This is a genomic window from Amycolatopsis coloradensis, assembly GCF_037997115.1.
GTDB classification, from domain to species: Bacteria; Actinomycetota; Actinomycetes; order Mycobacteriales; family Pseudonocardiaceae; genus Amycolatopsis; species Amycolatopsis coloradensis_A.
Genome location: NZ_CP150484.1, coordinates 7,180,072 through 7,206,512, shown reverse-complemented (window position 1 = coordinate 7,206,512; position 26,441 = coordinate 7,180,072). Strand labels below are relative to the sequence as shown.

The window sequence follows — 26,441 nt, the reverse complement described above, 5'->3', positions numbered from 1 at the left end:
GGACACGGGTGCTTGGAGCCGGATCACGCGTGCTTCCGGCCGAAACACACGATGCGGGGCCGGCCTCGGCGTGTTCGCTCCTCAAGCACGCGAGTTCCGTCTTCAAGCACGCCATCCACCGGGGCGGCCAACCGCACCGGAACGACGTGAAGGCCCCCTTCACTGCGTCTAGCGCAGTGAAGCGACATCGACGGTCCCGGCGGCGGCTCGGCCATCAGTGCCGGCAGGGANACGTGAAGGCCCCCTTCACTGCGTCTAGCGCAGTGAAGGGGGCCTTCACGTCCCAGCAGCTCAGCGGGAGTTCGGCCGCCAGAGGTCTTCGTCGAGCATCTGCACCGAACCCGACTCCGACTCACCCGGCCGCCGTCCGCGCGCCAGCGTGAACCCGGCGTCCGGATTGCCGTTGGCGGCCCGGCCGCGCAGCTTCGCCGGAACGCCGTCGCTTCCCCCGGACGACGTCCTCCGCGACGCGCCGTTCCGTCCCGTCGGCTGGTCGTTCGAGCCGGGGCGCAACGTGCCCGCGGTGGCCTGCCCGCCCGCGTTGGGAGGCATCATCGGCGACATCGGACTGGCGCTCGCCTTCGCGCCGGACGACGTAGCGGTGCCCGGAAGGGCCTCGGACGCGAGACTGGGCGCCTTCTTCGCCCCGACTGGCTTGGCCGCCACCGGAAGCCCGGCCATACCGCCCGCGACGCCGAAACCGCCCAGCACTCCCGACGAGACCGGCGCGGAGCCGGAACCGCCGGGCAGCCCTCCGAGCGGCGAGAGCGCGCCAGCCGACGGCTGCGACGGAGCGAGGCCGGCGAGCGAAACGCCGGAAGTGCCGTCGTAGCCGGGAATTTCCGGGAGGGAGACGTCCGAGTTGCCGCCACCGGCACCCAGTGACTCGCCCAGTCCTTGGAATTCGCTGAGCGTGTCCATACCCGCCTGGGCGGCCGCGATGAAATCGGCCGGGGTGTTGCCTTCGGCGGAAGGGGCGACCGTCGGCACCATATGGTCGGGCGACTTGATCCCGGACGCCTCGACCACCTGCAGCATCGACAGATCGAACTCGCCGCCGAGCTGGGTCATCTTGGTCCCGGCGGCCTGCTGAATGGCCAGGGCCTCCATGGCGGCGAACGGATTGAGGAGCGACGCCGAGACGGCCGCGGAGTACGCGGCCTCGAGCCCCAGCATCGTTTGATGGGTCTCCGTGATCCCGGACGCCAGCGTCGTCAAGGTCTCCGCGGGTTTGGCCAGGTCGATGCGGTCGCCCCAGAATTTCAGTTCGGCGACCGAGCGCTGCATCTTCTCCTGGAGTTGACGGCCGTTGTCGTCCGTCCATTCAGGAGTGAGTTCGCTGATCCGGCTGTTGAGTTGTACCTGCGCTTCCTCGATCCACGCCCGTGCTTCGGTCCACATCTTCGCCGCGTCGTGGAGGACGGGCACGTTCGCCAGTTCGGCTTGGATCATCCCCATGAGGACTTCCATGGGGAACGCGTTGTAAACGGCGGTCATGGTTCGGCTCCTCAGACGGAGGCCGGCGGGGCTTCGCCGGAGGGTTCGGTGGTGGACGGTTTGCCTTCGCCGGACTGGGCGGCTGAGGACTGTTTGACGAAATCCACGCCTTGTTTGATGACCTTGGTCGCCTTGCCAGCCAGTTCCAGCGCGCTGGCCACGTCCGCGGCGCTGTAGGTGATCGCGGCCGTCCTGGCCTTGCCGGAGAAGGTCGCGATGTCCTCGGTCACTTTCCCCATGAACGCGCTCATGCTGGCGGTCGCGGCCTTGTCCAGTACGGACATCGCGATGCCCTCGAACAGCCCGGCGAGGCTCGGCATGGTGCCGAGCCTCGCCAGTGACGGTGGCAGGTCCGGTGCGCTGAGTTGCTGGGACACCGCGCTCATCGCGGTGATGTTGCCGTTGATCTCGGTTCCGGGCATACGCCCCCTCCTCAGTGTCCGGCGCGGTACTTCGCCGGTTTGCCGTGCGAATCGGTCGTTTGCTGCACTTGCCACAGCTCGTCGTCGAGCAGCTGGACGGTTTCGTTATCGGTGTCCCATCGGCGTTGCGCCGTGGCCGGTCGTGTGCCGCCGCCTCGAGACCGGCCGAGAAGCGTGACACCGGGGGTGACACCGCCCTTCGGCCCGCGTTGCCTGCTCGAGCCGGTGTGTTCCGCATCGCCCGGTTTGATGCCTGCCGCCGAGTTCCTCCCGCCACCGTTGGGTGGCACCATCGGTGGCGGCATTCCTCCGGCACCCGAGGTGGAACCGGAGCTTCCCGCGGAAGCGATCCCGGGAATCGAGCCGACGCCGTTCATCGCGCCTCCCGGCGCACCGTTCAGGTCCGCGACGGCGGGCATGCCGCCGAGCCCGCCCATCCCACCGCCGGAACCCGGCAAACCGCCGCCGCCCGCCAGGCTCGGCATACCCGAGCCCCCTGACGCGCCGAGAGGATCTTCAAGCCCCGGATAGGTGGAGCCGTCGTAAGGCGGCAGCGCCCAATCCCCGGGATCGATCGCGTTCGGGTCGGGCATGTTCACGGAGGAACCGTTGCCCAGCAACTGTTGCGCGGATTCCGCGGCCTGGCTCAACGCGCTCAGCGCGTCCGTGGCCTGTTCGAGTGCGCTGGGGTCGTCTTGCGGATTCTGCGGGCTCGGCTCGCTCGGAACTTCGGGCGTACCCGGGTCGACCGGTGCGCCGTTCTGGTTCGGACCGCCCACTCCGGTCGCCGAAGGTGCCGCGCCGTTGTAGGGGAGGCCGGAGCCGGGTTCGGCGCTCGGGCCGTCCCAAGGGCGGCCGCGGGCGGCGAGCATCGCCTGGGCGGTCACCCGATACTGCGTCGCGATTTCGTCGAGTTTCTTGCCGAGGTTCGCCTGGGCCTGAGGTTTGTAATCGGCATTCTGCTCGACCTTGGAGATCTCACCCGCCGCGACGAAGGCGCCGACCACGAGCTGGGCGTCGGCCATGTCCAGCTGGGCGATCACACCCGATGCCAGGATGCCGCCGTCGACCGGCTGATCGAACAGCATCCTCCCCAAGGAGGCGACAGCGCCGTTACCGGACAACCCTTCCAGTCCTGTCCACGATCCGAGCGAGTAAGTGCAGTTGTTCCTGAGCCGGTCCACGAACTCTTCCCCTGGCCGGTCCAGCCAGCCCGAAGAAACCTCGTTCGCGGCCCCCCGGAGCATCAGGTGCGTGCGTTTGATCCACCTCTCGGCGCTCTCCCACATCGCTTTAGCGGCCTGGAGCCGGGGGCGGGTGTGCGCGATTTCGGCACGAAGGATTTCCACTTGGTCTTCGAAGGCGGTCAGGCCATAGTTGCTGGTCATCGAAAGTCCCGGATAGGTCGGCGCACAGGAATCAATGCGGCATGAGGTCGATCAGGGTGCCCGTGCCCGGCTGCAAGGGGGTGACGGGAGCCAGCGGGCTCGGTCCCAGCGTGGTGGGCGCCAGTCCTTCGACAGGGACACGGGATTCGTCCGGCCGCGACCTCTTCGTCAGCTCCCAGACGGCGGCCTCGCTCGCGTTCTGGTAGGTGCTCAGGCATTGCCGTGCGATGGAGACGTACCCCCAGACACCTTTCTCGGCGGCGGTCAGGAAATTCCGCAGGGCCTCGGTGCTGTCCCGGTCGGCGTCGGCGAGGATCCCGCATTCCGCCATTCCGCCGCAGCCGTCGTTCAGGGGCCGGTCGATGCTCGGCGGGCTCGCCCCTTGCGCCTGCCGGGTGACCGTGTCGACGAAGTTCTGGATGGCTGGCAGGTAGGCGTTGATTCCCATGTTCCCTCCCGGAACAGCGGTGAAAACCCAGTCGTTCACCGAAAGCCAAACACCACCCCGGGTTCCGGTGGGGCTTCCGGCAGCTTCCGGTCATGCCTCAGTGATGACGGGGCGGAAGCCACGCGAGCTGGACCAAGCCCTTGTGCCCGCGGCGATCGATCAGCCAGCCTCGGCCGGGCGGCAGCACCTGGGCCCGCATCCCGCCGAGCAGCGGACCTTCGTCACGGTCGCCGGACATCATCAGGCCGGGTGTCCCGACTTCCCTCAGCCGAGTGAGGAAGGGTTCGAACAGCCCGCGGCCGGCACCACCGGAACGACGGGCCAGCACGACGTGCAAGCCGATGTCCGTGCCTTGCGCGACCAGCGGCAGCAGGGGCATCAACGGGTGTTTCTCGTGGGTGGCCACCATGTCGTAGTCGTCCACGAGAACGAAGATCTCCGGCCCGTGCCACCAGTTCCTGGCCCGCAGCTGCTCCGGGGTGACGTCCGGCCCCGGGAGCCGCTTGGACAGCGAGGCGGCGACCTCGGTCATCAGCCCGGCACTGTTCGAGTCGTTGGTGCCGTAGCCGAGAAGGTAGTCGTCGCCGATCTCGCCGAGGAGCCCGCGCCGATGGTCCACCAGCACGATCCGGGCTTCCGAGGGCTGGTAGGTGGTTTCGATCCGGCGCGCCAGCGTCCGCAGGAAGGAGGTCTTCCCGCATTGGGTGTCGGCGAGCAGGAAGAAGTGCNGGCGCGCCAGCGTCCGCAGGAAGGAGGTCTTCCCGCATTGGGTGTCGGCGAGCAGGAAGAAGTGCGGGTCCGTGGCGAAGTCGTGCCGCATCGGGGAAAGGTCGTGCTCGTGGATGCCGACCGCGAGCCCCGCCTCGGTTCCGGTGGTCTCGTCCTCGGCGGGGAGTTCCTCGTACGGGAACACGCCGGGCAGTAGCCGCACCGAGGGCGCGGGAGCGCCCGGCCACGCGGCCTTGACCGCCTCGACGAGTTCGCTCACGCCCTTGGACAGATCGTCCGCGTCCGTCACCCCGTCGATCCTGGGGAGGGCCACCAGCATCTGGTGCCCGCTCATCGCGATTCCACGGCCGGGAGCGTCGGGCGGGACGCTCATCGCCGCGCGCCGGTCGATGACGGAGTCGATGGGATCACCGATCTTCAGCTCCAGCCTGCTGGCGAACAGGTCTCGGACGTTCATCCGCAGATCGAACGAGCGCGAGCACGCCGCGACCACGTGCACGCCGTAGGACAACCCGCGCGCGGCGATGTCGCCGACCGTCTCCTCCAGATCGGGGAAGTCGTTTCGCAGCGTTTGCCAGCCGTCGACCACCAGGAAGACGTCTCCGTGCTGGTACTCGGCGAACCGGCCTTCGGCCCGCAGCTTCCGGTAGGTGACGATGCCGTCGATCTGATGCTCGGCGAACATCCGCTCCCGTTGCGCCAGCAGGGTCGCGACTTCGGCGACGGTCCGCCGCACGGCACCGGTGTCGAGCCTGCCGCAGACACCGGCGACATGCGGCAGCCCGGCGATCGAAGCCAGGGTGCCGCCGCCGAAGTCGAGGCAGTAGAACTGTGTCTCGCGGGGAGTGTGCGTGAGCGCCAGACTGGTGATCAGCGCGCGCACCGTGGTGCTCTTCCCGGTCTGCGGTGCGCCGATGACCAGGACATGGCCCGCGGCGCCGGAGAGATCCAGCACCAGCGGGTCGCGACGTTGTTCGAACGGCCGGTCCACGGTGCCGAGCACCGGCCGGAGCGACCCCGCCATCGTGGTCGAGTCCACGGTGAGACCTCGTTGCGGATGGGCGACCAGCCCGGGCAGCACACCGTCCAAAGTGGGCGATTCCGCCAGCGGCGGCAGCCAGACCTGATGCGCGGGCACACCTTGGCCCGCCAACCGGTCGACCAGGATGTCCAGCAGGGTCTCGCCGACCGCGGCGTCGTTCTCCGGCGCTTGGTCTTCCGGCTCCCCTTCACCCGTGTCGATCTCGGCGCCGAGATAGCTCGTCGTGTATTCCCGCAGCACCAGCTGTTCCCCGGTGGAAGGGGCGACACCGCCGGCTGTGGAGCGCTGATAGACGCCGGAGACGTAAGCGGACCGGAATCGGTCCATCTGGTCGGTGCCGACCTTGAGGAATCCGTGCCCGGGTGCCCGCGGCAGCTTGAACGCGTCGGTGACGCCCAGCACCGCCCTGCTCTCCATCTCGGAGAAGGTCCTCAGGCCGATCCGGTACGACAGATGGGTTTCCAGCCCGCGGAGCCTGCCTTCTTCGAGCCGTTGCGAGGCCAGCAGCAGATGAACGCCCAGCGAACGGCCGACTCGTCCGATCTGGACGAACATGTCGATGAAGTCCGGCTTGGCCGACAGGAGCTCCGAGAACTCGTCACAGATCACCAGAAGGGTCGGCACCTCGGGAAGTGGGGCTCCCGCGGCACGCGCTTTCTCGTATTCGCGCAGAGAGGTGAAATTGCCCGCCGCGCGCAACAGTTCCTGGCGGCGGATCAGCTCGCCGTTGATCGCGTCGGTCATCCGGTCGACGAGGTGCAACTCGTCGGCGAGGTTGGTGATCACCGCGCTGGTGTGCGGGAGGGTGTCGAGACGGGTGAAGGTCGCACCGCCCTTGAAGTCCACCAGTGCGAAGTTCAGCGAACTGGGCGGATGTGTCACGGCGAGGGCGAGCACGAGGGTCCGCAGCAACTCGGACTTGCCGGAGCCGGTGGCGCCGATCAACAGCCCGTGCGGCCCCATCCCGTCCTGCGCGGGCTCCTTGAGATCGATTTCGATCGGGACACCGTCGGCCTGGATGCCCAGCTTCACTCGCAGCCGGTCCCGGTTCGGCCGCGGCTCCCAGGTGTCGGCGGGGTCGAACTCGTACGGGTCACCCAGGTCCAGAAGATCGGCGAGACCGAGCTCGGTGCTCATCGGGGTGTCACCCCGCAGCCCGGCCGTCAGCCGTAACGGGGCCAGCTGCCGGGCCAGCCCCTCGGCCGCGACCGCGCCCAGGAAATCGGCGCGCCCGAGCGGGGCTTCGCCGCCGCTGGTCTCACTGACCAGGTCACCCTCGGCGTCCACGTCGAGGACGACCGTGGTCCGGTCCAAGGCCCTCGGCGGCATGGTCGTCAGGTCCACTATGGTCACTCCCTCGACGCCGCCACCGGTCATCAGGTGATCGGAACCGGCGATGGCGCCACCGTCGAGCACCACCACCAGATGCGGGCCGGGTACACGGACGTCGGCCTCCGGATCGAACCTCGGCCGCTTGGAGAGTTCCTCTTCCAGCATCGATTCCAGTGCCTGGACCGACGGCGCCACCAGCCGTAGCGCGCCGAGTGCGTCGGTGCGCTCGGGGTGGAGAGCGTGCGGTAGCCACTTGACCCATTCCCAGTCCGGGCGGCGGTCTTCGCTCACGCAGAGGGCGATCCGTACGTCGTCGGGTGACTGAAGGGTGGCCAGCTGGGCGAGTACCGCACGGAGCAGGCCCAGTGCGGCGGCGCGATCGCCGCGCAGGTGGATCCGGCTGAAACCGTTGACCGCGATGGCGATCGGCAGCCTGCCGACGGTGGAGTAGGTCGCGATGAACCGGCGCAGCGCGAGCGCGGACAGGGGTTCGAGTTCCTCCAGCGGTTTGGTGTCCGGGGCGACGAGTGTGGCGGCCGGGGCCTGCGGTCCGGTCCCGATCCGGGCGATGGCGAAATCCTGGTCGTCCTTGCGCCGTTCCCACAGCCGGTAGCTCGCCGCCAGCGACCACAGCGAAGCCGGGTCCGGATGCAGGTACTCCATCGTCCGGCGCTGCCCGCGCACCGAACGGCGCAGCCGCAGGCGATGCTGGGCGAGGTGACGCAGGTACTTGCGGCGGGCGTGGCCCATTTCCCGTTTGCTGGGGCCGCCGCCCTGCAGAAAGCTCATGGCGACCATGCCGAGCATGCCGACGCCCATCATCCCGAAGATGACGAACCGCATCGAGCCCGCCATGCTGCCGGAGTACATCAGCAGCATCGCGGCCATCATGGCCACCATCGGCAGCACCGTGAGCACCTGGGTCCATTGCCGCCCCGGCGGGGCCGGGATCTCCGGTGGAGCCTGCAGGAGCAGCTCACCGGCGGGCATCTCCGGCGCCGGTTTACGGGCCGGCCTCTTCACCACGACTGTCGCCATACTCGCCGATCGTTCGCGAACAACGGCTTCCGCCGGGGGCGATGGCAGGAACGTGCCGTGCCGGTGGAATCCACCCGCTCCGGGGGTTAGCTGATCGACGTCAGCTACGTGATCCAAGGAACGGAGGGGTGATGGGCAACGGCGGAGAGGTCGATTTCGACTTCGCGATCGTGCAGAACCTGCTCAACCACACCGACAGCAGCCAGCAAGACCAGCTCACCCTGCACCAAACCCACCAGGGGCGGGACCAGGACACCATCGGTGTGGGCCTCGCGGGCATCGTCAAGAACGCCGCCTTGTCGGAGAACCAGGGGCGTTCCGAGATCTTCGGCCACGTGCATGCCTTCGCGCAGTCACTGGTCGAGAAGGGCAGTTCGGTGTTGAACGTCACCAGTGGCTTCCAAGGCGACGCGGTGCAGACGTTCGCCAAGCAGAACTTCGCCGGCGGCGGCGCCATCGACAGCGGCATCAACCCCTAGGTCTGAAAGGACGGGCTATGAACGGCGGAGATCACTTCAAGATCGTCTACGAGGCCATGAACACGGCCGGCCGGGACATCCAGAACACCGCGGCGCAGATCGGGCAGGCGGCCGAGGACCAGGTGGCCAGGATGCGCAACACCATCGGCGCGGGCTGGGGCGGGAACAACGCCGAGGAGATGGGCCAGCAGTTCGCCCTGATGCAGAAGCGGACCGGCTACCACGTCGACGGCATGAACCAGAGCGGCCGCGATTACGACAGCGTGTCCCACATCGGCCAGACCTGTGAAGGCCGGGTCAGCAACATCATCAACTCCTAGCGTCCCGGGTTTTCCGGTATCGGGGTGGCTGAAGGGGACTTTCACCGCATGCGACGTGGGTAAAGCGCCCTTCGCCGCGTGGTCGTAAGTGACAAAGAGGGTTACTGAGGGGTAAGGCAAACGTGGTGGTGCGTGTGCGGCTCGCTCGCGACACAAGTCCCGACCAGGGGCTCGCCACGTCAGCCGCCACAGTTCTCTCGGAAATCGTCCCTTGAGGACAGTCGGTTCCCAGCGGTGAACCGGTCGAAGCGAAGCCCCGGCGCGGATCTCGCGCCGGGGCTTCGGTATCCGCTCATCTCCCGGAGATCAGGAAGATCTGTTCCGGCGGTTCGTCCACCTTGGGCCGGGCGGAGACGGGGGCCGCTCGGCCGGGACGCCAGCCACGACGGCGGCCGCGCGGAAGCACCAGTGCCGTGAGCGCGGCGATCACGATCGCGCCGCATACCGCGGCGGTGAGCCATTTCGCCGAGGTGGCGGTCTCCGCTTTGGCGGCGGCCAGATCGAGCCGGGCCTGGTCCGGTGGCGCGGGGACGAACGCGGGCAGGACGGCCGGTCCGGTGGTGTCCAGCCCATCGGTGACCGCCCGGTACGGATCGACCACGCCGGCGCCGAACGCCGGGCTGCCGAGGCCGCCGCGTGCCGGGCTCGCGGTCGCCATCAGACGGCGCGCCACCTCGGGGGCGGACAGCTTCGGCCAGGCCGACCTGACCAGAGCGGCGGTGCCGGAAACGAACGGCGCGGCGTAGCTGGTGCCGTCGGCATACGCGTGCCCGCCCGCCCGCGTCGAGGCCAGTACCTTGGCGCCCGGCGCGACGAGGTCCACGTACCGGCCGATCTGGGAACCCGACATCCTCGCCCCGTCGATGTCGACGGCACCGACACCGAGTACCCCGTCGTAGGCGGCGGGGAAGGACGGGATCTCGGAAGCCGTGTCGCGCTGTGTGTTGCCCGCGGCGGCGACCACGAGCGCGTCCCTGGCCACGGCGTGCGCGACCGCGTCCCGGATGACGGCGAAATCCTCGTGTCCGGCCAGGGACAGGTTGATCACCTTGGCGCCTTGGTCGGCGGCGTAGCGGATTCCGTTGGCCACCACCTGGGGATCGATCCGCAAGGACTCGCCCTGGCTGCCGATGTCACGGTCGCTGATCCGCACCGGCAGGATCTCCGCGTCCGGCGCGATCCCGTGAAAGCCGATACCGGGCACCGGATCGGCGGCGATGATCCCCGCGACCCCGGTGCCGTGTGACACACAGTCGAACGCTCCCGGCAGCGAACCGGCGAGGTAGAAATCCCGGCCCGCGCGCACCTTGCCCGGCCTGGCCAACTGCGGATGGTCGGCGTCGACCCCGGAGTCGACCACCGCCACCAGCACTCCCGCGCCGCGGTTGTGCGGCCAAACGCGTTGGGGAGCAAGGGATTGCTGCGCCCATGGCTGAGTGGGAACCGCCGCTCGCGCGGGTTCCGGATCCCGGCAGGCGCCGGGCGGCGGCGCCGCGTGCGCCGCCCCCGCGCCGGCGAAGGCTTGAACGGCCGTCGCGGCCACCACGGCGGCGACGGCGGACACCCGGAGTCGTCTCATTCCGTCATCGTCGATCCGGTCATGGCCGGAGACGGATCCGTGGCCGCAACCGGCCACCGGGTCGTTCGGGCCCCGTTCGGTCGCGAGACTGGCTCGTAAGCGATCTAGGAGGGGCCGTGGAAGCGCATTTTTCCGGGGCGGACATGTACGCCGACTACGAGCGGCTTGCCGAGGACGTCCGGGCGATGCAAGAACGGATGGCCGGAATCCGTGCCACCGCCGATTCCGGCGACGGATTGATCAGTGTGACGGTCGGCGGCGCGGGAGAGCTGATCGAGCTGTGGCTGGATCCTCGTGTCTACCGGACCTTGGATTCGGCCGCGCTGGCCGAGAGCATCACCGAGACCGTGCACCGTGCGGCGGCGGACTCGCAGGAGAAGGGGCTGGCCATCGCCGCGCGATTCCTGCCGGAGGAGTCTGCTACGGAGGGAACGGACCTGCGGTTCGGTCCGTTGCTGCACCGGCTCGACGAGCGCGCCGGCGGGCGGTGAGCCGCGTGGCGACGGACCGCAACGGTGATGGCCGGATCGACATCTACCTCGAGGAGACAAGGCGGGAACTGGACGCGCTGAGTGCGGCGGGATCCGGCTTCCAGACCAAGTGGGCGCCCTTGCGCACGACCATCGAAGACCTCACGAAGCAACTGGGCGGCGGGAAGATGGGGGAGATGTTCCAGGACTGCAAGACCAACACCCCTCTCCTGCTCAAGAGCGCCGATTCCGTGACGGTGAACTACGGGAACGTGGCCACCAACGGAAGAACCGGCGCGAACGTCTACGAGGGCGGTCAGACCGAGGCGACCCAGATCCTCGGGACCTGAGCGGGCGAAACGATGTCCTATCCGGCCGCGAATCTCCCGTTCTCGGGCGTCGGCGAGGCGGCCGCCGGTATCGGCGGCACTCTGTGGGACTGGACCGTCAGCGCGTGGAACGCGGCGGGCGGGCTGAAAGACGACATCTGGCCACCGGACGATCCGGACACGGCCAAAGCACTCGGCGACGCGTGGATCGCGGGGGCGGACGCCCTCGACTTGGCGGTCGGGGCCGCCTCCAGAGCGGGTGAGCGGATCAAGGAGACGTGGCCGGATGCCAACGGCTTCGACATGTACGCCCTCATCCGTGAGGTCAACAAGGGCCAGTACGGAGGCGGCGGCGAGGGTTACGAGGACCTCGCCGTCAGCATGCGCCGGATCGGGGAGTTCTGCCACCAGTACGGCGAGCAGGTCGCGCGGGCGCGGAACCAGATCAGATCGGAACTGATCCACGCCGCGGTGGACTTCGCCCTGACGTTCGCCATTCCCGGCGGTCCGTGGTTGTTCGCGTCCAGGATGGCGCTCAGGCTCGCGAGACTGGTCAAGATCGCGAGCATGGGTGGGCGTCTCGGCAACTGGACGGCCAAGGCCGGGAAGATCGCGCTGATCCCGATCAAGGAGGCGGCCGACGAGGTCGTCACGAACGGTATCGAGCAGGGTCTCAACATCTCTCAGGGGTACCAGGACGGCTTCAACGCCAAGGAAAGCTTCACCAACGCCGTCGCGGGCGCGGTCGGCGCACCGGTGAGCGCCGTGGTCGGAACGCCCGGAGCGTTGCTCGGCAAGGGGATCCGCAAGACTGACGTCGGAAAGAACGCGCTGGACAACCCGGTCGGCAAGCACGTTTCGACCGCCGTGAGCTCCTTCACCACCAACGCGATCTCCTCACCGATCTCCAGCTACGCGGCGGAGAACATGGTGAACGGGAACTGGGGCGCGCTGGACGACTTGTCCGGTTACCAGAAGTCGATCAAGGAGAACTGGCTCACCTCGGGTGCGATCGGCCCCATTCGAGGCAACGCTCACCTCGCCGGTGTGCAGGCGCACAACGCCGTCTTCGGTCAAGACGTGTCCACCGGGCCGGGAGAAGTGGCGAAGACCGGGAATCCTCCTGGTGGTCCGCCTCCGCCTTCGGTCATGGCCCCGGAAACCGCCTCGGTCGGTGCGGGGCAAGGTGCCTCCGCCGGGGTCGCGGGGGAAGCGGGTTCACCGCAGGCGACCGGCGAGGGCCAGGAGACCGGTGCCGCTCATCCGGGTGCGTCGACTCCGACAGGGACCTCATCGACAGGTTCGGAATCCGCCGGAGCGGCGACGGGACCCGGCCGGGGCGCCGATGCCTTCAGCGGCGGTGAAAGCCGGACGGCCGACACTTCAGCCGGCGATAGGAGCGCCGGTACGGCGGCGTCGAGCCACTCGTCCTCGGCTTCCGCCGTGGAGCACACGTCCCGAAGCGGTACGAGCACGCCGGCGCACCAGACATCCGTGTCGTCGGCGACGCCAGATTCGGCACAGTCCGGTACGGCACAAGCCTCGTCCGGGCACGGGGCCTCGACGCCGGCGGCTTCCACCCAGACGACGGCCCAACCCGGCCATACCCAAGCTTCGACCGCCACCGCTCAACCGGGTTCGGCCCAGGGCGGATCCGGCCAGAGCACTTCCGCACCGGCCAACCCGGCGCAGCCGGGCCCGGCCAACGTTCCGGGAAGGACTCCCCACGCGAAACCGACGGAAGGCGAACCGAACCGGTCCGAGCCGGAGACGGAGCCCGGCCAGGACGGGGACGCCGCCCCGCTCGACGCGCCGTCGGAGCCCGCGCCCGACGTGCCCGTACTGCCCGCCGAGGTTCCCGATGAGCAGGGGCCACCGGACGACCCCGACGATCCCGCCGAAGGTGAGCCGGCGGAACCGACGCCCCCGAGGGAAGAGCCCGTCCTTCCCGCGGCGCCGGTTTTCGTTCCGGCCCGGTCACCGCGAGCGTCCGGCGAAAACAACGGCCGGCCGCGGAACGAGAGCGAGGAAACACCACCGGAACATCCTGATGACCTGTCGCCCGAAGTGGAGGAGGTGTGGGACGCTCTGCCGCCGGACGTCCAGGAAGCCGTCCGCGAGGCGGGCCCGGCCGTCGCGGGCAGGAAGCTGGAAGGCCTTCTCAAGAGTGTTCTCGCGCAACTGATTCCTCGTGACCGGAGCACCCTTCCACTCGGAGAACAGCTCAAGGCCCTGTACGCCGAACAGATCCGGGCCCTGCTGGCGAACCGGGCGGCCGGGGTGCCGCGGGTGACACCGCTGGAGGTGTTCACCACCCGGGCCGGCGCCGCGATACGCGAAGTGGCGGCAAAGAAACCTCGTCCCTACGGCCGGACGGTGGCCGAAACCGAGTTGCGGAAGCTCGGCGGGCTCAGCGCGGAACTGGTGGAGGCCGCCGAGGCCGAGGGCAAGAACGCCGAATTGCCGTTGACGCTGGAGACCCATCTCCGCAAGATCCTCGATCATCTGGCCGTCAACGGTGTGCCCGGTCTCGACAAGATCGGCGAAAACGTCCGCAAGCATCTGAAGCGTGCCCTCGGCTTGCTGGCTGACGGTGATCCGGCGACCCGGGAACAGCTGAACGGTGACCAAGCGAATCTCACCGGTCTCGAGGGCGAGCTCCGGGTCGCTCTCGCGCTCACCGAACTCACCCCGGACCAGCTCGCCGAATTGGGGCTGACCGGCCTGCGGATCACCGGGCTCGGCATCAAGACCAGTGACACCGACATCGACGTCCACGGAGTACTGGAGGACAGCGGCGTCGAGGTCCGGTTCGAGGTGAAGAACGTAGGGGCGAACAGCGACACGTCGATCGTCAAACAGGTCGGGAAACACCGGCGCGACGCCGGTCCCGGCGCACTGGTCATCGCCGTGTTCAGCAATGAACTGACCAGCGAAGTCGACGACGCGATCGCCGCCGGAGCCGACGCCGTCCTCCACTGGAGCGCATTGGGGTTCACTGTCGTCGCCCGGCGGGATCCGGACGGGCCATCCGCCGCCGCGTCCCCGGACCCGCCGGGACCCCAGGGGTTGCCACCCGCCGCTCCCGGGAATCCGCTTCCCGACGAAACCCTTGCCGGACAAGAGGATCCGGCGGCCATCCGCCGGGCGATGGAGGCGGAGGCCGCCGGCCCGATCTCGCTCCGGCGGCGGTTCCTCATGGGTGTGCTCATCGCCGTCCGGCTCCTCGGCCTGCCCAACACGATCGACAGCGCGATGGAGGTCAAACCGCCCAAGAGCGGCCCCGTGGAACTGATCCGCAAACGCCACGAGGAAGAGACGGGCCCGGACGAGTCCGGGAGGCCGGGCCCGCCGCCGGACGATCCCGAGAGCCCGCCATGGCGAGGCAGAGCACGGTTCAGCCTCGGGACCGGCGAAGTGGACGTCGACATGTCGCCACCCGCCGGGCCACCGGGCACCCCGCCCGGACCACCGCCGGGGCCGCCGGTGCCCCCTTCATCGCACGCGGAGCGGTTCTACCACCCGGGCAATCCGGCCCGGCACGAACACCCGTTGCCCCAGCACACCTTTACGCGGAGCCAGTTGCTCCTCAGTCTCCGCAGCGAGACCGCGCTCCGCGCGCTGATGGCCGAGGCGGGCTTGGCGTGGAACGACCTCCGCCTGATCCTGCTCGAACAGGGTTTGCTGCCCGCCGATTCGCGGCCGGTCCGGGTCCGCGACGTCGCGAGGATCCTGGAGGCCCATTGGGTCCGCTCACGGATCCGGTCCGCGGTGCAGGAGACCGCCGACCACGCGGCCCGCGAATTCGCGAAGCTGGCGGAGGGACTCGTTCCCGCCGAGTCCGAGCGGGCACGGAAGATCGTGGAACACGTCAGGAACGGCACGATGACCCCCGCGCTGAGGGGGATCTTCATCCAGCAGATCTTCGCCGAGGAGGTCGCCGCCAGGGAACAGGAGATCCTCGGCGACCACTTCGGACGGTTCCGGCTGCGCACCTCGCCGTCGTATTCCCTCGACGGACAGGGCCGGGCACGGGGCGGACCCTCGCACTACTCCGGGTGGGTGGTCCCCAACCTCACGCTCGATCTCGTCGTGGACGGGCAGCCGGTGGTCGTGCACGACTACGACCTCAACACCGGGAACCGCACCCCCGGCCAGGACAGGGTCCACCGTGGCACCACGTTCGCCCGCGGTCTCTTCGAGACGGAGACACTGCGTCCGGGGGATCCGGCCGCGCCGCCGGGAGCCCGCCCGAGCCCGTTGCCGGGGCCACCGGGCGAGCTGCCCGCGAGCCCGAACGAACCCGACGCGATCGAACGGGCGATGGAAGCGGCCAACGCCCCCGTGTTGTCCTCCGGTCGCCGGATCCTCATGGGGATCCTTCTCGCCGTGCGGCTCCTCGGGATCCCGAACACGATCGACAGCGCCCTCGAGCTCAAACCGCCCAAGAGCGGGCCGTCCGACGTGATCCGCCCGCGGAACACCGACGAACAGGGCCCCCGACGTCGTCGTCCGCAAGGCCTGCCACCTCGTCATCCGAACGGCCGGTTCACGACCGCCCGGATCGATCCGGATACCGGGGAGATCACCTTCGGCGACTCGCCCGGCCCCGCCACGATGGGCGCGTCACGGCACGACGAAGTCGGTGGCTCGCGGTGGATCGAAGCCCGGCGGAGGGTGGCCCCCGGGCCGTGGGACGGAGCCGTGGTCACCGGCGAGGGCGTTCTCTACGCGCCTGGCGGGATGTCGATCGGCGACGACATGACCACCCGCAACGCGCATATGCGGGTGATGATCGCCCAGCGCCCGGACGGCACGCGGGCCTACGTGGTCACCTTGCACGGGAGCGGGAACGGCCACCCGATCCCCGGCCTCAGCCTGATCGTGGACAGCCGGCTGACCCAAGAGCAGATGCGGGCCATCGAAGAGATCTTCATGCTCAGCCCCGAGCAGGTGGCCGAGGCGACACTGGCCAGTCCGTACTACACACCCGGGCGGCCGGTCCAGTTGAACTCCTGCCATTCCGGATCGTCCGGCTGGGCGCAGCGGTACGCCGACGCGCTGGGTGCCGAAGTGATCGCGCCGATGGCGAGGCTGGACGTGATGCCGGACGGATCGCTGCGGGTCCACGGATTCCCCAGCGGCAAGGGGTGGGCCAGGTTCACTCCCGGAGCGTCGGCGCCGGTCGAGGTCCCGGCGCCGGGCAACCTGCCGTCGGCGGAATCCGGGCCCGAGAGCGCGGGGACGCCGAGCTCCCTGGACGCGGTGATCAACCCCGGCCGGGACGAAACGGCTGAATTTCTCGGCCGTGCGGACGTCCAAGACGCGCTCCACCGGGGGAACGAGATCAGCCGGCGGGATCCGGACTCGCGGATCAAGGTCGACGGTGTCCCCCTGCACATCGGCGACGCGATCGCCAAGCTGCTGCCGCGGCATCCGGAGTTCGTCGAAACGCTTCTCCGGACGCCATTCCTGCTGAACTCCCTGCTGGCCAGGCCGCAGACGCTGGGAAACGTGCTCCAGTATCCGGAAGCCATCGAGATCGTCCTGGAATCGCTGGCCGAACTGGAAACCAGGGGCGCGGAGGACATTCTCCGGGAACACCGCGAGACACCGCGGCCCGGTCCGCTCGAACTGACCGAATTCCAGCGCCAGGCCGTCGAGGACGCGGTGTCGGGGATCCCCGAGCAGGAGCGGCGTGTCCAGCCTGGCCAGTTCGGCTACGCGCCACCCGCCGGTTCGACGCCGGAGCAGCTTCGCGCCTATCAGAACGAGTTCCTGACCGGCCTGGAGGAGTCGTGGCGCTCGAACCAGGACGAGTTGAACGAGCTGGCGGATTGGCTGGCGGCGGAGGCGGGTGGGATCGCCAAGTACCGGGACAAGGTCAAGAGCCGGGTGCGCGCGTCGGACAAGCTGGCGAAGGACGACGGCACGGGTTCCGTGCTGACCGACGTGGTCGGTGCCCTGGTGCGGTTCGACACCGTCGCCGACGTCTACCGGGCGCTGGCGATCCTGCACGCCCGGCTGGCCTCGGAGGGGTCGCCGATCAGCATCGTCTACCTGGAAGACCGCTTCGCCGGACCACAGAAGAGCGGGTATCGGGACATCCAGATGTCCGTGCGCCTGTCGAGCGGGCATATCGCCGAATTCAGGCTGCATCTGAAGTCGATCGACGAAGTGGCACGCTACGAACACAGCCTCTACGAGGTGCGGCGGGATTTCGCTGCCGTGAGCAGGGAACAGGGCCGCGCGGTCACTCCGGAGGAGACGGCGATCGAAGCACTGATACTCAGGCGTGAACGGGAACTGTTCCAGGAGGCGACGAACCGTGGCATGACCGCGGACGACGAAGACGGCCGTGAAGGCGACGAAGGGAAAGACCGTGAGTGAAAACCCGCTGGCGGACGAACTGCCGATGTTCTTCCGCTACCACGGCTTGACCTACCGGGTCGACGGGACTCCGGAGGGTGGCCTGACCGGGCACCTCCTGAATCTGAGGACCGGACGGATCGACGAGGACGCCTCGCACGTCCACGAGGTGCTGTTCGCCATGGGCGAGGACGTCACCGTGCTGGACGAAGCCGGCTACGTCGAACTCACCGAGATCAAGCGTTCACGGGCCCTTCGCGGTGACGGGCCGGTCTTCGCGCTCTACGACGCCATCCAGGCCGTCTACGACAAGGCGAAGGAGGAGTCGCGGCGCCTCGAACCGGAAGAGCACGCCCTCCTCCGCTCGATGTGGATGCGGACCTTCGCTCTTTGGGCGCAGGAGTTCGCGCGTCGTGACGCGGGTGAGCCGCCCTCGTTCGAGTTCCAGTCGCTGGTGGGAGGTACCGCCGTCGAGCCGGGTTAGTGAGGGTAAGGCGAATGTGGCGAGCTGGTGGTAGGGACGGGACTCGTCGAAGAGGCACCCTCCTGACTGTCCATAAGGGACGTTTTCCGTGGTGCCTGTGCCCGAGTTGAGCGATTTGCCCGGTTCGGTGCGGGGGTCGTGAGTGGTAAAGAGGGTTAGAACCCTACTTGCCACTCACGACCCCCTCGTCACAACGGGCATATGGCCTTGAAGCAGGCATTTCGTCACAGGAAAGCATCCTCTGTGGACAATCAGAGTCCTGCCGGCCAGCCCAGAACCACATCGGAAAGGTGACCTCTGGGCTTTGGCCACAGCGAAGGGGCCTTCACCGCAGAGGCTCGGTCACGCCACGTTTGCCTTACCCTCGAAGAGAACGCTCAGTTCGGGCTGACCGGGAACCGCAGTTCGAAGATCGCGCCGCCCTCGTCGGCGTTGTACACCGCGAGGGTGCCGCCGTGCGCCTGCGCGACCCACCGCACGATCGACAGCCCGAGCCCCGACGATCCGCCGGTGCTGGCGAACCGGTCGAAGGCGTCGCCCGCCATCGTGGTGTCGATACCCGGGCCGTGGTCCGCGACGGTCACGGTGCCGCCGGCGACGGTCAGGTGCACGAACGCCTTCGAGCCCGGGTGGCGGCCGTAGCGCATGGCGTTGTCGAGAAGGTTGCCGATCGCCCGTTGCAGCAGCGCGGGATCGGCGTTGACCTTGGTGGGCGCGGCGGTGACGGTGACTTCGGCGCCTTCGGTCGCGGTGTCCTCGACGATGCCGACCACCAGCTGATCGAGCCAGATCGGCTGGATGCTCAGCTGTTCCACGCCGGCGGCGAGCCGGGCGCGGACGAGGAGGTCGTCGATGATCCCGCCCATTCTCGCGGCGAGCCGGACGGTGCGCGGCAGGAGTTCCGCCGACTGGGCGGGGTTGGCCATCGCGGTTTCGGCGAGCGCGCGCAGGGCGGCGACCGGGGTGCGGAGGTCGTGCGCGGTTTCGGCGAGCAGGACCTCCTGCTGCTGCAAGGCCGCGGCCGCGGGCCGGATCGAGCGGCCGGACAGCAGGTGGCCCGCGAAGCCCAGTACCGCGACCAGCAGCACGGTGCCGCCGATCACGAGCAACGTGAACCGCGTGTGCGCGGCGTCTTCGGCCTCGGTGGACTGCACCGCGACGACGGCCGCGAACGTCCTGCCGTCGCCGTCGCGCAGCGGTTCGGCGCGGACCTTGACCATGGCGCCGTCGGTCGCCTTTTGATGCCCCTGCACCAGCTTGCCGGTCTTCACCGCCTCGGTCGCCAGGCCGTTCACCAGCTGTGCGCTCATCGGGACGCAGTCCGCCCGCGAAAAGTGCGGCTGGAACGCGGGCGCCCCACCGGGCAGGATCGCGAACTGGGGGCAGCGGTCGTTCAGCACGTCGGTGTTGACCAGCCCGAAGCCGACGGTGCCGTCGTAGGCGACCAGCCTGCTGACCGACGACGTGACCTGGGTCAGCGCGGCGTCGATCCGTTCCTCGCCCTGATCACCGTCCTCGGCGATGAGCAGCCACGCGAAGACGACCAGCCCGAGGGTGTTCATCACGGTGAACAACGCGGTCAGCGTCCAGCGCAGCTTGCGCAGCCGATCGGCCGAGGAGTGGGTGTTCACCGCGTGCCCAGCCGGTAGCCGAGGCCTCGGACGGCGTGGATCAGTTCGGGTTCCTTCAGCTTGCGGCGCAACCGCTTCACCACCACATCGACCACATTGGACATCGGATCGGCCTGCGCGTCCCAGCAGTGCTCGATCAGGTCGGCTCGCTGCACCGGCAGGCCTGCCCTGGTCAGCAGGTATTCGAGCACCGCGTACTCCTTGTTGGTCAAGGTGAGCAGCACGCCCGCCCGGCGCACCTCGCGCCGCGCGCAGTCCATCACCAGGTCTTCGTGATGCAGCACCGAGGGCCGGTCGAAGGCCGACCGGTGACACAGGTTGGCCACCCGCTCGGTCAGCTCGGCCATCACGAACGGCTTCACGAGGTAGTCGTCGCCGCCGTGCTCGAACCCGGCCACCCGGTCGGCGAGCGCGTCGCGGGCGGTGAGGAACAGCACCGGCGCCCGCCAGCCCAGCTGCCGTCGCATGTGGACGTAGGAGATGGCGTCGCCGTCCGGCAGCATCCGGTCCAGCACCACGCAGTCGTGGTGCGTTCCGCGCAGCAGCCGGTCCGCGGTCGCGATGTCACCCGCCTCGTCGACGGCGAAGCCGGCCGCGCGGAGCTGCGTGACCAGCGCGAGCCGCAGATTCTCGTCGTCTTCGACGACCATCACCCGTGTCATCAAAACCTCATGTTCGGACAGCGAAAGTAGACGCATGCAGTTCCCGGAGCCCCTGAACGCTAACGCGTCGGGTGCCCGCGGCCGCCCGGACGGCGGGGAACTGGCATGAACAGGACGTCGTCGGCGGCACCGCGCCGGGGGAAGAGGGAGGTACCTGCGATGACCGTGCAGACCGGCCAGCTCAGTCTGGTCACGGGAACGGGCCCGGGCGGCGACCGGGCAGGGCTCGGCGAGCTTCTCGCGGAAGCGACCGGCGAGGTGCTCGTCATGAGCACGGGAACGGACACCGCGTTCCAGCGGATGGCGCTCGGAGGCGTGCGCCCCGGCGTGCGGCACAAGGTGCTCTTCCCCGACTCCGCGAGGATGTCCGGCGCGCTCAACCGCATGTCGCGGGCGGGCGCCGAGGTGCGGACCGACGCCGAGGTGCCGATGGACGCGCTGGTGATCGACCGGACCTCGGTCGTTCTCCCGGCGGAAGGCAGGCAGGCCGGTTCCGCCGTGTTCCGGCTGCCCGGCGTGGTCACCGCGACGGTCGGGCTGTTCGAGCGGATCTGGCAGGCCGCCGCCCCGCTCGTCCCGCTGGACCTCCCGGACACCGGGAACGCTTCGATCCTGTCCTGCCGCGAGCAGGAGCTGCTGACGCTGCTCTTCTCCGGCACCACCGACGAATCCGCCGCCGCGCGTCTCGGTGTCTCCGTGCGCACGGTGCGCCGGATGGTCGCCGACATCATGAACCGGCTCGGCGCCCGCAGCCGGTTCCAGGCGGGCGCCAAGGCCGTCGACCGCGGCTGGCTGATGGCGAAGGCGGGCTGATGACGACTTCGACTCCCGGCCGTGTCCTTCTGGTGGCCCAGCGGCCAGGCGCGTACCCGACCATCGGCGACGCTTTGACGGAAGCGTCCGACGGCGCCGTCATCACCATCGCGGGCGGTGAATACGCGGAAACCGTCGAACTGACCGGCCTCCGGGTGACGTTGGCCGCGGCGGACGGCGCCACCGTCGTCGTCGACGGCCGTGGCGCGGATCGGCCCGTTTTCCGCGGCACCGGCGGGGCGCTCGTCCTCGAAGGGATCGAAGTCCTGGCGGGTGACGCGTCCGCGATCCAGGCCGACGACACGGAACTCGCGGTCCGGAACTGCACCGTCTCCGGCGGACGCGGCCCGGCGATCGCGATCCGCGGCACGACGGCGTTCACCGTGAGCGGTTGCGTGATCTCGGGGGCGGAACAGGGGATCCTCGTCGACGGCTCGCCAGGGCGGATCGAGGACACCACCGTCGAAGACGTGACGGGCGACGGCATCACCCTCGGGCAGGGCGCCGATCCGGTCGTGGTCCGCTGCACGGTCACCGGCTGCGGGCTGAGGGGAATCTACGTCTACCAGTACGCCCGGCCGGTCGTCGAAGGCTGCACCGTCTCGCACACCGGTCACGAAGGCATCGCCGTCGCGCACCACGGGGTGCCGGTCCTCAAGCGGTGCACGGTCACCGACACCCGGGGCCCGGGGATCTCGTTCGCTGCCGGTTGCGGCGGCGAGATCTCCGGGTGCCGGGTCTCGAACACCGCGGAACCGGGGATCGCGATCGCCGAAGGGGCGACGCCGACGATCAGTGAGGCAGCGGACCCCGGCACGGTGGGGGACAACGCGTTGGACGAGATGCTCGCCGAACTCGACGCGATGATCGGCCTTCCCGGGGTCAAGGAAGAGGTCCGCTCGCTGGTCGACGAGTTGCAGGTCAACGAATGGCGCCGCCGGGCCGGGCTGCCCGTCGGCGCGGCCGGGCATCATCTGATCTTCGCGGGCGCGCCCGGCACAGGGAAGACGACGGTCGCGCGGATCTACGGCAAACTCTTGAAGGCGCTGGGAGTCCTGCCGGTCGGCCAGTTCCGGGAGGTGTCCCGCCGGGATCTCGTCGGGCAGTACATCGGGCACACCGCGGAGAAGACCGCGACGGTGTTCGAGGAGGCCAAGGGCGGCGTCCTGTTCATCGACGAGGCGTACACGCTGACGCGGCTCGCCGGCTCCGGTGGCGATTTCGGCCAGGAGGCGATCGACACCCTGGTCCCATTGATGGAGGAACATCGCGACGAAGTGGCCGTGATCGTGGCCGGGTACACCGGCGAGATGGTCGACTTCCTCGCCGCCAACCCCGGTCTCGCGTCCCGCTTCGGCAAGACGATCGAGTTCGAGAACTACAGCCCCGACGAACTGCTCGCCATCTTCGGGAGGATGGCGTCGGCAGGCGACTACGAACTCGATCCCGCCGCCGGTCCCGTGCTCACCGGCCACTTCCGTCGCGTTTCCGGCGACGTCAACTTCGGCAACGCCCGGGACGCGCGCTTGCTGTTCGAGAAGGCGCGTACGGCTCAGTCACAGCGGTTGCGGCTGCTGGGCCGGATGCCCGCGGTCGAAGAACTGCGCGGGTTGCACGTGGCCGACGTGGAGGCCGCGATCACGCGCTAACGTTCTTGTGTGCGGGTGCTGGTGACCGAGGACGACGAGAACTTGCGGGTGGCGCTGGAATTCGCGTTGCGCGGGGACGGGTTCGCGGTGGACACCGCCGCCGACCTCCCCGGCGCGGACGAGGCGCTGATGGTGAACGCCTACGACTGCGCGGTGTTCGACCGGATGCTGCCTTCGGGCGACGCGCTGGCCTACGTGCGCAACCGGCGCGGCGCCGGATGGCCGATGCCCGTGCTGTTCCTGACCGCGCGCGACAGCGTCGCCGACCGGATCGACGGGCTGCGCGTCGGCGGCGGTGACTACCTGGTCAAACCCTTCGCGATGCCGGAACTGATCGCGCGGGTGCGCAGCCTGTGCCGCCGCGACATGGCCGGGCAGGCGGTGGTCCTGCGGTGCGCCGACGTCGAACTCGACACCGGCAGGCATCAGATCTCCCGGGCGGGCGTGCTGCTCACCGTGACGCGCAAGGAGTATCTCGTCATGGAGCGGCTGATGGCCGCGACCGGGCGGCCGGTCTCGCGGCGGGAACTGATCCGGTACGCGTGGGACGAGATGGCGGATCCGGCGTCCAACGTGCTGGACGTCGTGATCGCGCGGCTGCGGCGGAAGCTCAAGGACCCGCCACTGATCCACACCGTGCGGGGGTCTGGTTACCGCATGGCGCCGCTTCAGTAGGCCACCGGAGTGCTCGCCCACGTGTCCCCAGCGCCTCGGGAATCACAGCGGAGCTGTCGTGACGGGAGGGCGACACGTGTGTCCTGGCGGGCGGCTCGGCGCGAACGCGGCCGCGCCGCGTGTCGTCCATCCAGTCACGCTTGTCGTCCGTCCGATCACGCGTGCCGTCCATCCAGTCACGCGAAACCGCCGTTTCGGCACCCACGGATCGAGTGCCCTAGGGGTCGCGAAAGCCTCTTTCGCAACCTTCGACGTCGCGAAAGTGGCTTTCGCAACCCGCGGCCGCTCCCGGCCCGCCCCGGAACCCCGCCCGAATGAGACCGTCGACACCCCACGTGCCCCGGATGTGCCATGCTCGACAGCGCACGAGGCGGCGAAACCGAGAGGTGACGAGGGTGTCCATCTGGGCAGGCGTGATCAATTTCGTCCGGACGCGGTACGAGGTGCTCGAAGAGCGGGACGACTGGCTCCGGTTCCGGGTCGACACCGGCGACGGCCGCGGCCAGCAGGTGTCCTTGCACCACTTGCCCGACCACGACGGCGCGGAGTGGGTGGAGATCTCGTCTCCGGTCGGCTGGGCCGACAAGATCGATCTGCGGCGCCTGCTCGAACTGGCCGGCGGGGATTCGGTCGGCGGCGCGGCGGTGGTGGACGGTGTCGCGCTGCTCAAGCACACGATCCCGCTGGTCGACCTGAACCTGGTCAACGAGTTCGAACACCCGCTGAAGGCTCTCGTCACGCGTGCCGACACCTTCGAACACGAGCTCACCAAGGCCGACGAGTTCTGATCCGGCCCTTCCTTTCGGGACGGGAACAGTGAAGGCCCCCTGCGCCGCAGGGGGCCTTCACTCGTCTTGAGCTCAGAGACGCTCCTGCAGCGCGTCCGCGGCGGCGAGGAGGTCCGCGGCCCAGCGCGCCCCCGGTTTACGCCCTATACGTTCGATGGGCCCGGAAACCGACACGGCGGCGACGACGGTGCCCGTCGAATCCCGTACGGGCGCCGAGACACTCGCCACACCGGGTTCCCGTTCCGCCACGCTCTGGGCCCAGCCGCGGCGGCGGACTTCGAGCAGGGTGCGCTCGCCGTACACCGCCTCGGTGAGGATCGTGCGCTGGGTGTGCGGATCCGACCACGCGGCGAGCACCTTCGCGCCGGAGCCCGCGGTCATCGGCAGCCGGGAACCGATCGGCACCGTGTCACGGAGTCCGCTCGGCGGTTCCGCGGTCGAGACGCAGACGCGCTGGACGCCGTCGCGGCGGTACAGCTGAACGCTTTCGCCGGTGATGTCGCGCAATTTCGGCAGCACCGAACTCGCCGCGTCGAGCAGCGGGTCGGTCGAACCGCCCGCCAGTTCCGCGAGCGCGGTACCCGGACGCCAGCGCCCGTCGGGGCCGCGGCGCAACAGGCGATGCACTTCGAGGCCGACCGCGAGCCGATGCGCCGTCGCGCGCGGCAACCCGGTCCGCGTGCACAGTTCCGCCAGGCCACAAGGATCTTCGGCCACGGCCTGAAGCACGGCCACGGCCTTGTCGAGTACTCCGATACCGCTATGCTGTCCCACAAGCCGATACTATCTTCCCGAAGTTTGAGATGTCCAGATGGTGGGAAGTACCGATTTCACCGCATGTGAGGAGCCGGAAATGCCCCGGACACTGGCCGAGAAAGTGTGGGAGTCGCACCTGGTGCGGCGAGGCGAGGGGGCCGAGCCCGACCTGCTCTACATCGATCTCCACCTGCTGCACGAGGTCACCAGCCCGCAGGCGTTCGACGGACTCCGCCTGGCGGGCCGGAAACTGCGCCGCCCCGACCTCACCATCGCGACCGAGGACCACAACGTCCCGACGATCGACATCGAGCTGCCGATCGCGGATCCCGTGTCCCGCACCCAGGTCGACACCCTTCGCGCCAACTGCAAGGAGTTCGGCGTCCGGCTGCACCCGATGGGCGACGCCGAGCAGGGCATCGTGCACGTCATCGGCCCGCAGCTGGGCCTGACGCAGCCCGGGATGACCGTGGTGTGCGGCGACAGTCACACCTCGACGCACGGTGCCTTCGGCGCGATGGCGTTCGGCATCGGCACCTCCGAGGTCGAACACGTGATGGCGACCCAGACCCTGCCGCTCCGTCCATTCAAGACGATGGCGATCACGGTCGACGGCGCGCTGCGCCCCGGCGTCACCGCGAAGGACATCATCCTCGCGGTGATCGCGAAGATCGGCACCGGCGGCGGGCAGGGCTACGTCCTCGAGTACCGCGGCGAGGCCATCGAAAAGCTGTCGATGGAAGCCCGGATGACGGTGTGCAACATGTCCATCGAAGCGGGCGCGCGCGCCGGGCTCATCGCGCCGGACGAGACGACGTTCGCGTATCTGAAGGGCCGTCCGCACGCGCCGCGGGGCGCCGATTGGGACGCCGCCGTCGAAAACTGGCGCGAACTGCGCACGGACGAGGACGCCGTCTTCGACGCCGAGGTGCACCTGAACGCCGACGAGCTCACGCCTTTCGTGACCTGGGGCACGAACCCGGGGCAGGGCCTCCCGCTGGGCGCCGAGGTGCCCGACCCGGAGCGCATCGGCGACGAGAACGAGCGCATCGCCGCTGAAAAGGCCCTGTCCTATATGGACCTGAAGCCGGGCACGCCGCTGCGCGAGATCGCGGTGGACACCGTCTTCCTCGGCTCGTGCACGAACGGCCGTATCGAGGATCTGAGGGCCGCCGCGGACGTCCTGCGCGGGCACAAGGTCGCCGACTCGGTCCGGATGCTCGTCGTCCCCGGCTCGATGCGCGTCCGCCAGGCGGCGGAAGCCGAAGGGCTGGACCGGGTCTTCACCGAAGCGGGCGCGGAATGGCGTCAGGCGGGCTGCTCGATGTGCCTCGGCATGAACCCCGATCAGCTCAAGCCGGGCGAGCGGAGCGCGTCGACCTCGAACCGCAACTTCGAAGGCAGGCAGGGCAAGGGCGGCCGGACGCACCTCGTCTCGCCGCTCGTGGCGGCCGCCACGGCCGTGCGGGGCACGCTGTCGAGCCCCGAAGACCTCCAGCCCGCCGCCGCGCACTGACATCGCTGACATCCGCGAAGGAGTT

At 69.1% G+C, this 26,441-nt stretch carries 20 protein-coding genes; 11 read left to right on the top strand and 9 right to left on the bottom strand.

Translation table 11 applies throughout. From position 1 onward, the window contains the following. Positions 1-291 precede the first annotated feature (291 nt). The 5 genes from LCL61_RS33455 to eccCa form a co-directional block, all read right to left on the bottom strand. Complete coding sequence (locus LCL61_RS33455; protein WP_340683442.1) at positions 292-1,497, bottom strand: hypothetical protein; 1,206 nt, start codon at positions 1,495-1,497, stop codon at positions 292-294. 11 nt (positions 1,498-1,508) lie between these two features. Further along, a complete protein-coding gene (locus LCL61_RS33450) occupies positions 1,509-1,919 on the bottom strand; it encodes a hypothetical protein (RefSeq protein WP_340683441.1) in 411 nt (136 codons plus the stop codon). A gap of 11 nt (positions 1,920-1,930) precedes the next feature. Beyond that, positions 1,931-3,307, bottom strand: coding sequence for a hypothetical protein (locus LCL61_RS33445; RefSeq protein WP_340683440.1), 1,377 nt, complete (start codon positions 3,305-3,307; stop codon positions 1,931-1,933). Positions 3,308-3,338: 31 nt separating this feature from the next. Then, positions 3,339-3,755 carry a hypothetical protein gene (locus LCL61_RS33440; RefSeq protein WP_340683439.1) on the bottom strand — a complete coding sequence of 139 codons (417 nt, stop codon included), beginning with the start codon at positions 3,753-3,755 and terminating at the stop codon, positions 3,339-3,341. Between the two features lie 97 nt (positions 3,756-3,852). Further along, positions 3,853-7,896 (bottom strand): type VII secretion protein EccCa, encoded by a 4,044-nt coding sequence (eccCa, locus tag LCL61_RS33435; RefSeq protein ID WP_340683438.1) that lies wholly within the window; start codon positions 7,894-7,896, stop codon positions 3,853-3,855. A gap of 128 nt (positions 7,897-8,024) precedes the next feature. Here eccCa and LCL61_RS33430 point away from each other — a divergent pair, with 128 nt between their 5' ends. Continuing rightward, positions 8,025-8,375 (top strand): hypothetical protein, encoded by a 351-nt coding sequence (locus LCL61_RS33430; RefSeq protein ID WP_340683437.1) that lies wholly within the window; start codon positions 8,025-8,027, stop codon positions 8,373-8,375. A gap of 17 nt (positions 8,376-8,392) precedes the next feature. After that, positions 8,393-8,695 carry a hypothetical protein gene (locus LCL61_RS33425; RefSeq protein ID WP_340683436.1) on the top strand — a complete coding sequence of 101 codons (303 nt, stop codon included), beginning with the start codon at positions 8,393-8,395 and terminating at the stop codon, positions 8,693-8,695. A 292-nt stretch (positions 8,696-8,987) separates the two neighbouring features. Here the strand turns inward: LCL61_RS33425 and mycP are convergent, their stop codons facing one another. Beyond that, positions 8,988-10,274: a type VII secretion-associated serine protease mycosin gene (mycP, locus tag LCL61_RS33420; RefSeq protein WP_340683435.1), complete on the bottom strand. Its 1,287-nt coding sequence runs from the start codon at positions 10,272-10,274 to the stop codon at positions 8,988-8,990. A gap of 116 nt (positions 10,275-10,390) precedes the next feature. Here mycP and LCL61_RS33415 point away from each other — a divergent pair, with 116 nt between their 5' ends. Genes LCL61_RS33415 through LCL61_RS33400 form a run of 4 tightly spaced genes read left to right on the top strand, consistent with a single transcriptional unit; the run spans position 10,391 to position 17,926 of the window. After that, positions 10,391-10,765, top strand: a complete 375-nt coding sequence (locus tag LCL61_RS33415; protein WP_340683434.1) for a YbaB/EbfC family nucleoid-associated protein — start codon at positions 10,391-10,393, stop codon at positions 10,763-10,765. 5 nt (positions 10,766-10,770) lie between these two features. Continuing rightward, the gene (locus LCL61_RS33410; RefSeq protein WP_340683433.1) at positions 10,771-11,094 is read left to right on the top strand and encodes a hypothetical protein; all 324 of its coding nucleotides are present in this window, start codon (positions 10,771-10,773) and stop codon (positions 11,092-11,094) included. A gap of 12 nt (positions 11,095-11,106) precedes the next feature. Then, entirely contained in the window at positions 11,107-17,463 is a 6,357-nt protein-coding gene (locus tag LCL61_RS33405; RefSeq protein WP_340683432.1) for a hypothetical protein, read from the top strand. Further along, positions 17,456-17,926, top strand: a complete 471-nt coding sequence (locus tag LCL61_RS33400; RefSeq protein ID WP_340683431.1) for a hypothetical protein — start codon at positions 17,456-17,458, stop codon at positions 17,924-17,926. Before LCL61_RS33405 ends, LCL61_RS33400 begins: the two co-directional genes overlap by 8 nt. Before the next feature lie 377 nt (positions 17,927-18,303). Here the strand turns inward: LCL61_RS33400 and LCL61_RS33395 are convergent, their stop codons facing one another. Together LCL61_RS33395 and LCL61_RS33390 are read right to left on the bottom strand one after the other, a co-directional pair. Further along, positions 18,304-19,557, bottom strand: coding sequence for a HAMP domain-containing sensor histidine kinase (locus tag LCL61_RS33395; protein ID WP_340683430.1), 1,254 nt, complete (start codon positions 19,555-19,557; stop codon positions 18,304-18,306). After that, positions 19,554-20,219: a response regulator transcription factor gene (locus tag LCL61_RS33390; protein ID WP_340683429.1), complete on the bottom strand. Its 666-nt coding sequence runs from the start codon at positions 20,217-20,219 to the stop codon at positions 19,554-19,556. The genes LCL61_RS33395 and LCL61_RS33390 overlap by 4 nt, the downstream gene beginning before the upstream one ends. 159 nt (positions 20,220-20,378) lie before the next feature. Between LCL61_RS33390 and LCL61_RS33385 the strand changes: the two genes are divergently transcribed. From LCL61_RS33385 to LCL61_RS33370, 4 genes are all read left to right on the top strand, one after another. Beyond that, entirely contained in the window at positions 20,379-21,032 is a 654-nt protein-coding gene (locus LCL61_RS33385; protein ID WP_340683428.1) for a helix-turn-helix transcriptional regulator, read from the top strand. After that, a complete protein-coding gene (locus tag LCL61_RS33380; protein ID WP_340683427.1) occupies positions 21,032-22,681 on the top strand; it encodes a right-handed parallel beta-helix repeat-containing protein in 1,650 nt (549 codons plus the stop codon). Before LCL61_RS33385 ends, LCL61_RS33380 begins: the two co-directional genes overlap by 1 nt. Before the next feature lie 9 nt (positions 22,682-22,690). Then, positions 22,691-23,356 (top strand): response regulator transcription factor, encoded by a 666-nt coding sequence (locus LCL61_RS33375; protein ID WP_340683426.1) that lies wholly within the window; start codon positions 22,691-22,693, stop codon positions 23,354-23,356. Positions 23,357-23,751: 395 nt separating this feature from the next. Then, the gene (locus LCL61_RS33370) at positions 23,752-24,144 is read left to right on the top strand and encodes a hypothetical protein (RefSeq protein WP_340683425.1); all 393 of its coding nucleotides are present in this window, start codon (positions 23,752-23,754) and stop codon (positions 24,142-24,144) included. Between the two features lie 72 nt (positions 24,145-24,216). Here the strand turns inward: LCL61_RS33370 and LCL61_RS33365 are convergent, their stop codons facing one another. Then, the gene (locus LCL61_RS33365; protein WP_007031477.1) at positions 24,217-24,918 is read right to left on the bottom strand and encodes an IclR family transcriptional regulator; all 702 of its coding nucleotides are present in this window, start codon (positions 24,916-24,918) and stop codon (positions 24,217-24,219) included. A gap of 79 nt (positions 24,919-24,997) precedes the next feature. On the opposite strand from LCL61_RS33365, the gene leuC reads away from it, so the two are divergent. After that, on the top strand, positions 24,998-26,416 hold the full coding sequence (gene leuC, locus LCL61_RS33360; RefSeq protein WP_340683424.1) for a 3-isopropylmalate dehydratase large subunit: 1,419 nt from the start codon (positions 24,998-25,000) through the stop codon (positions 26,414-26,416). The last annotated feature ends 25 nt before the right edge of the window (positions 26,417-26,441 follow it).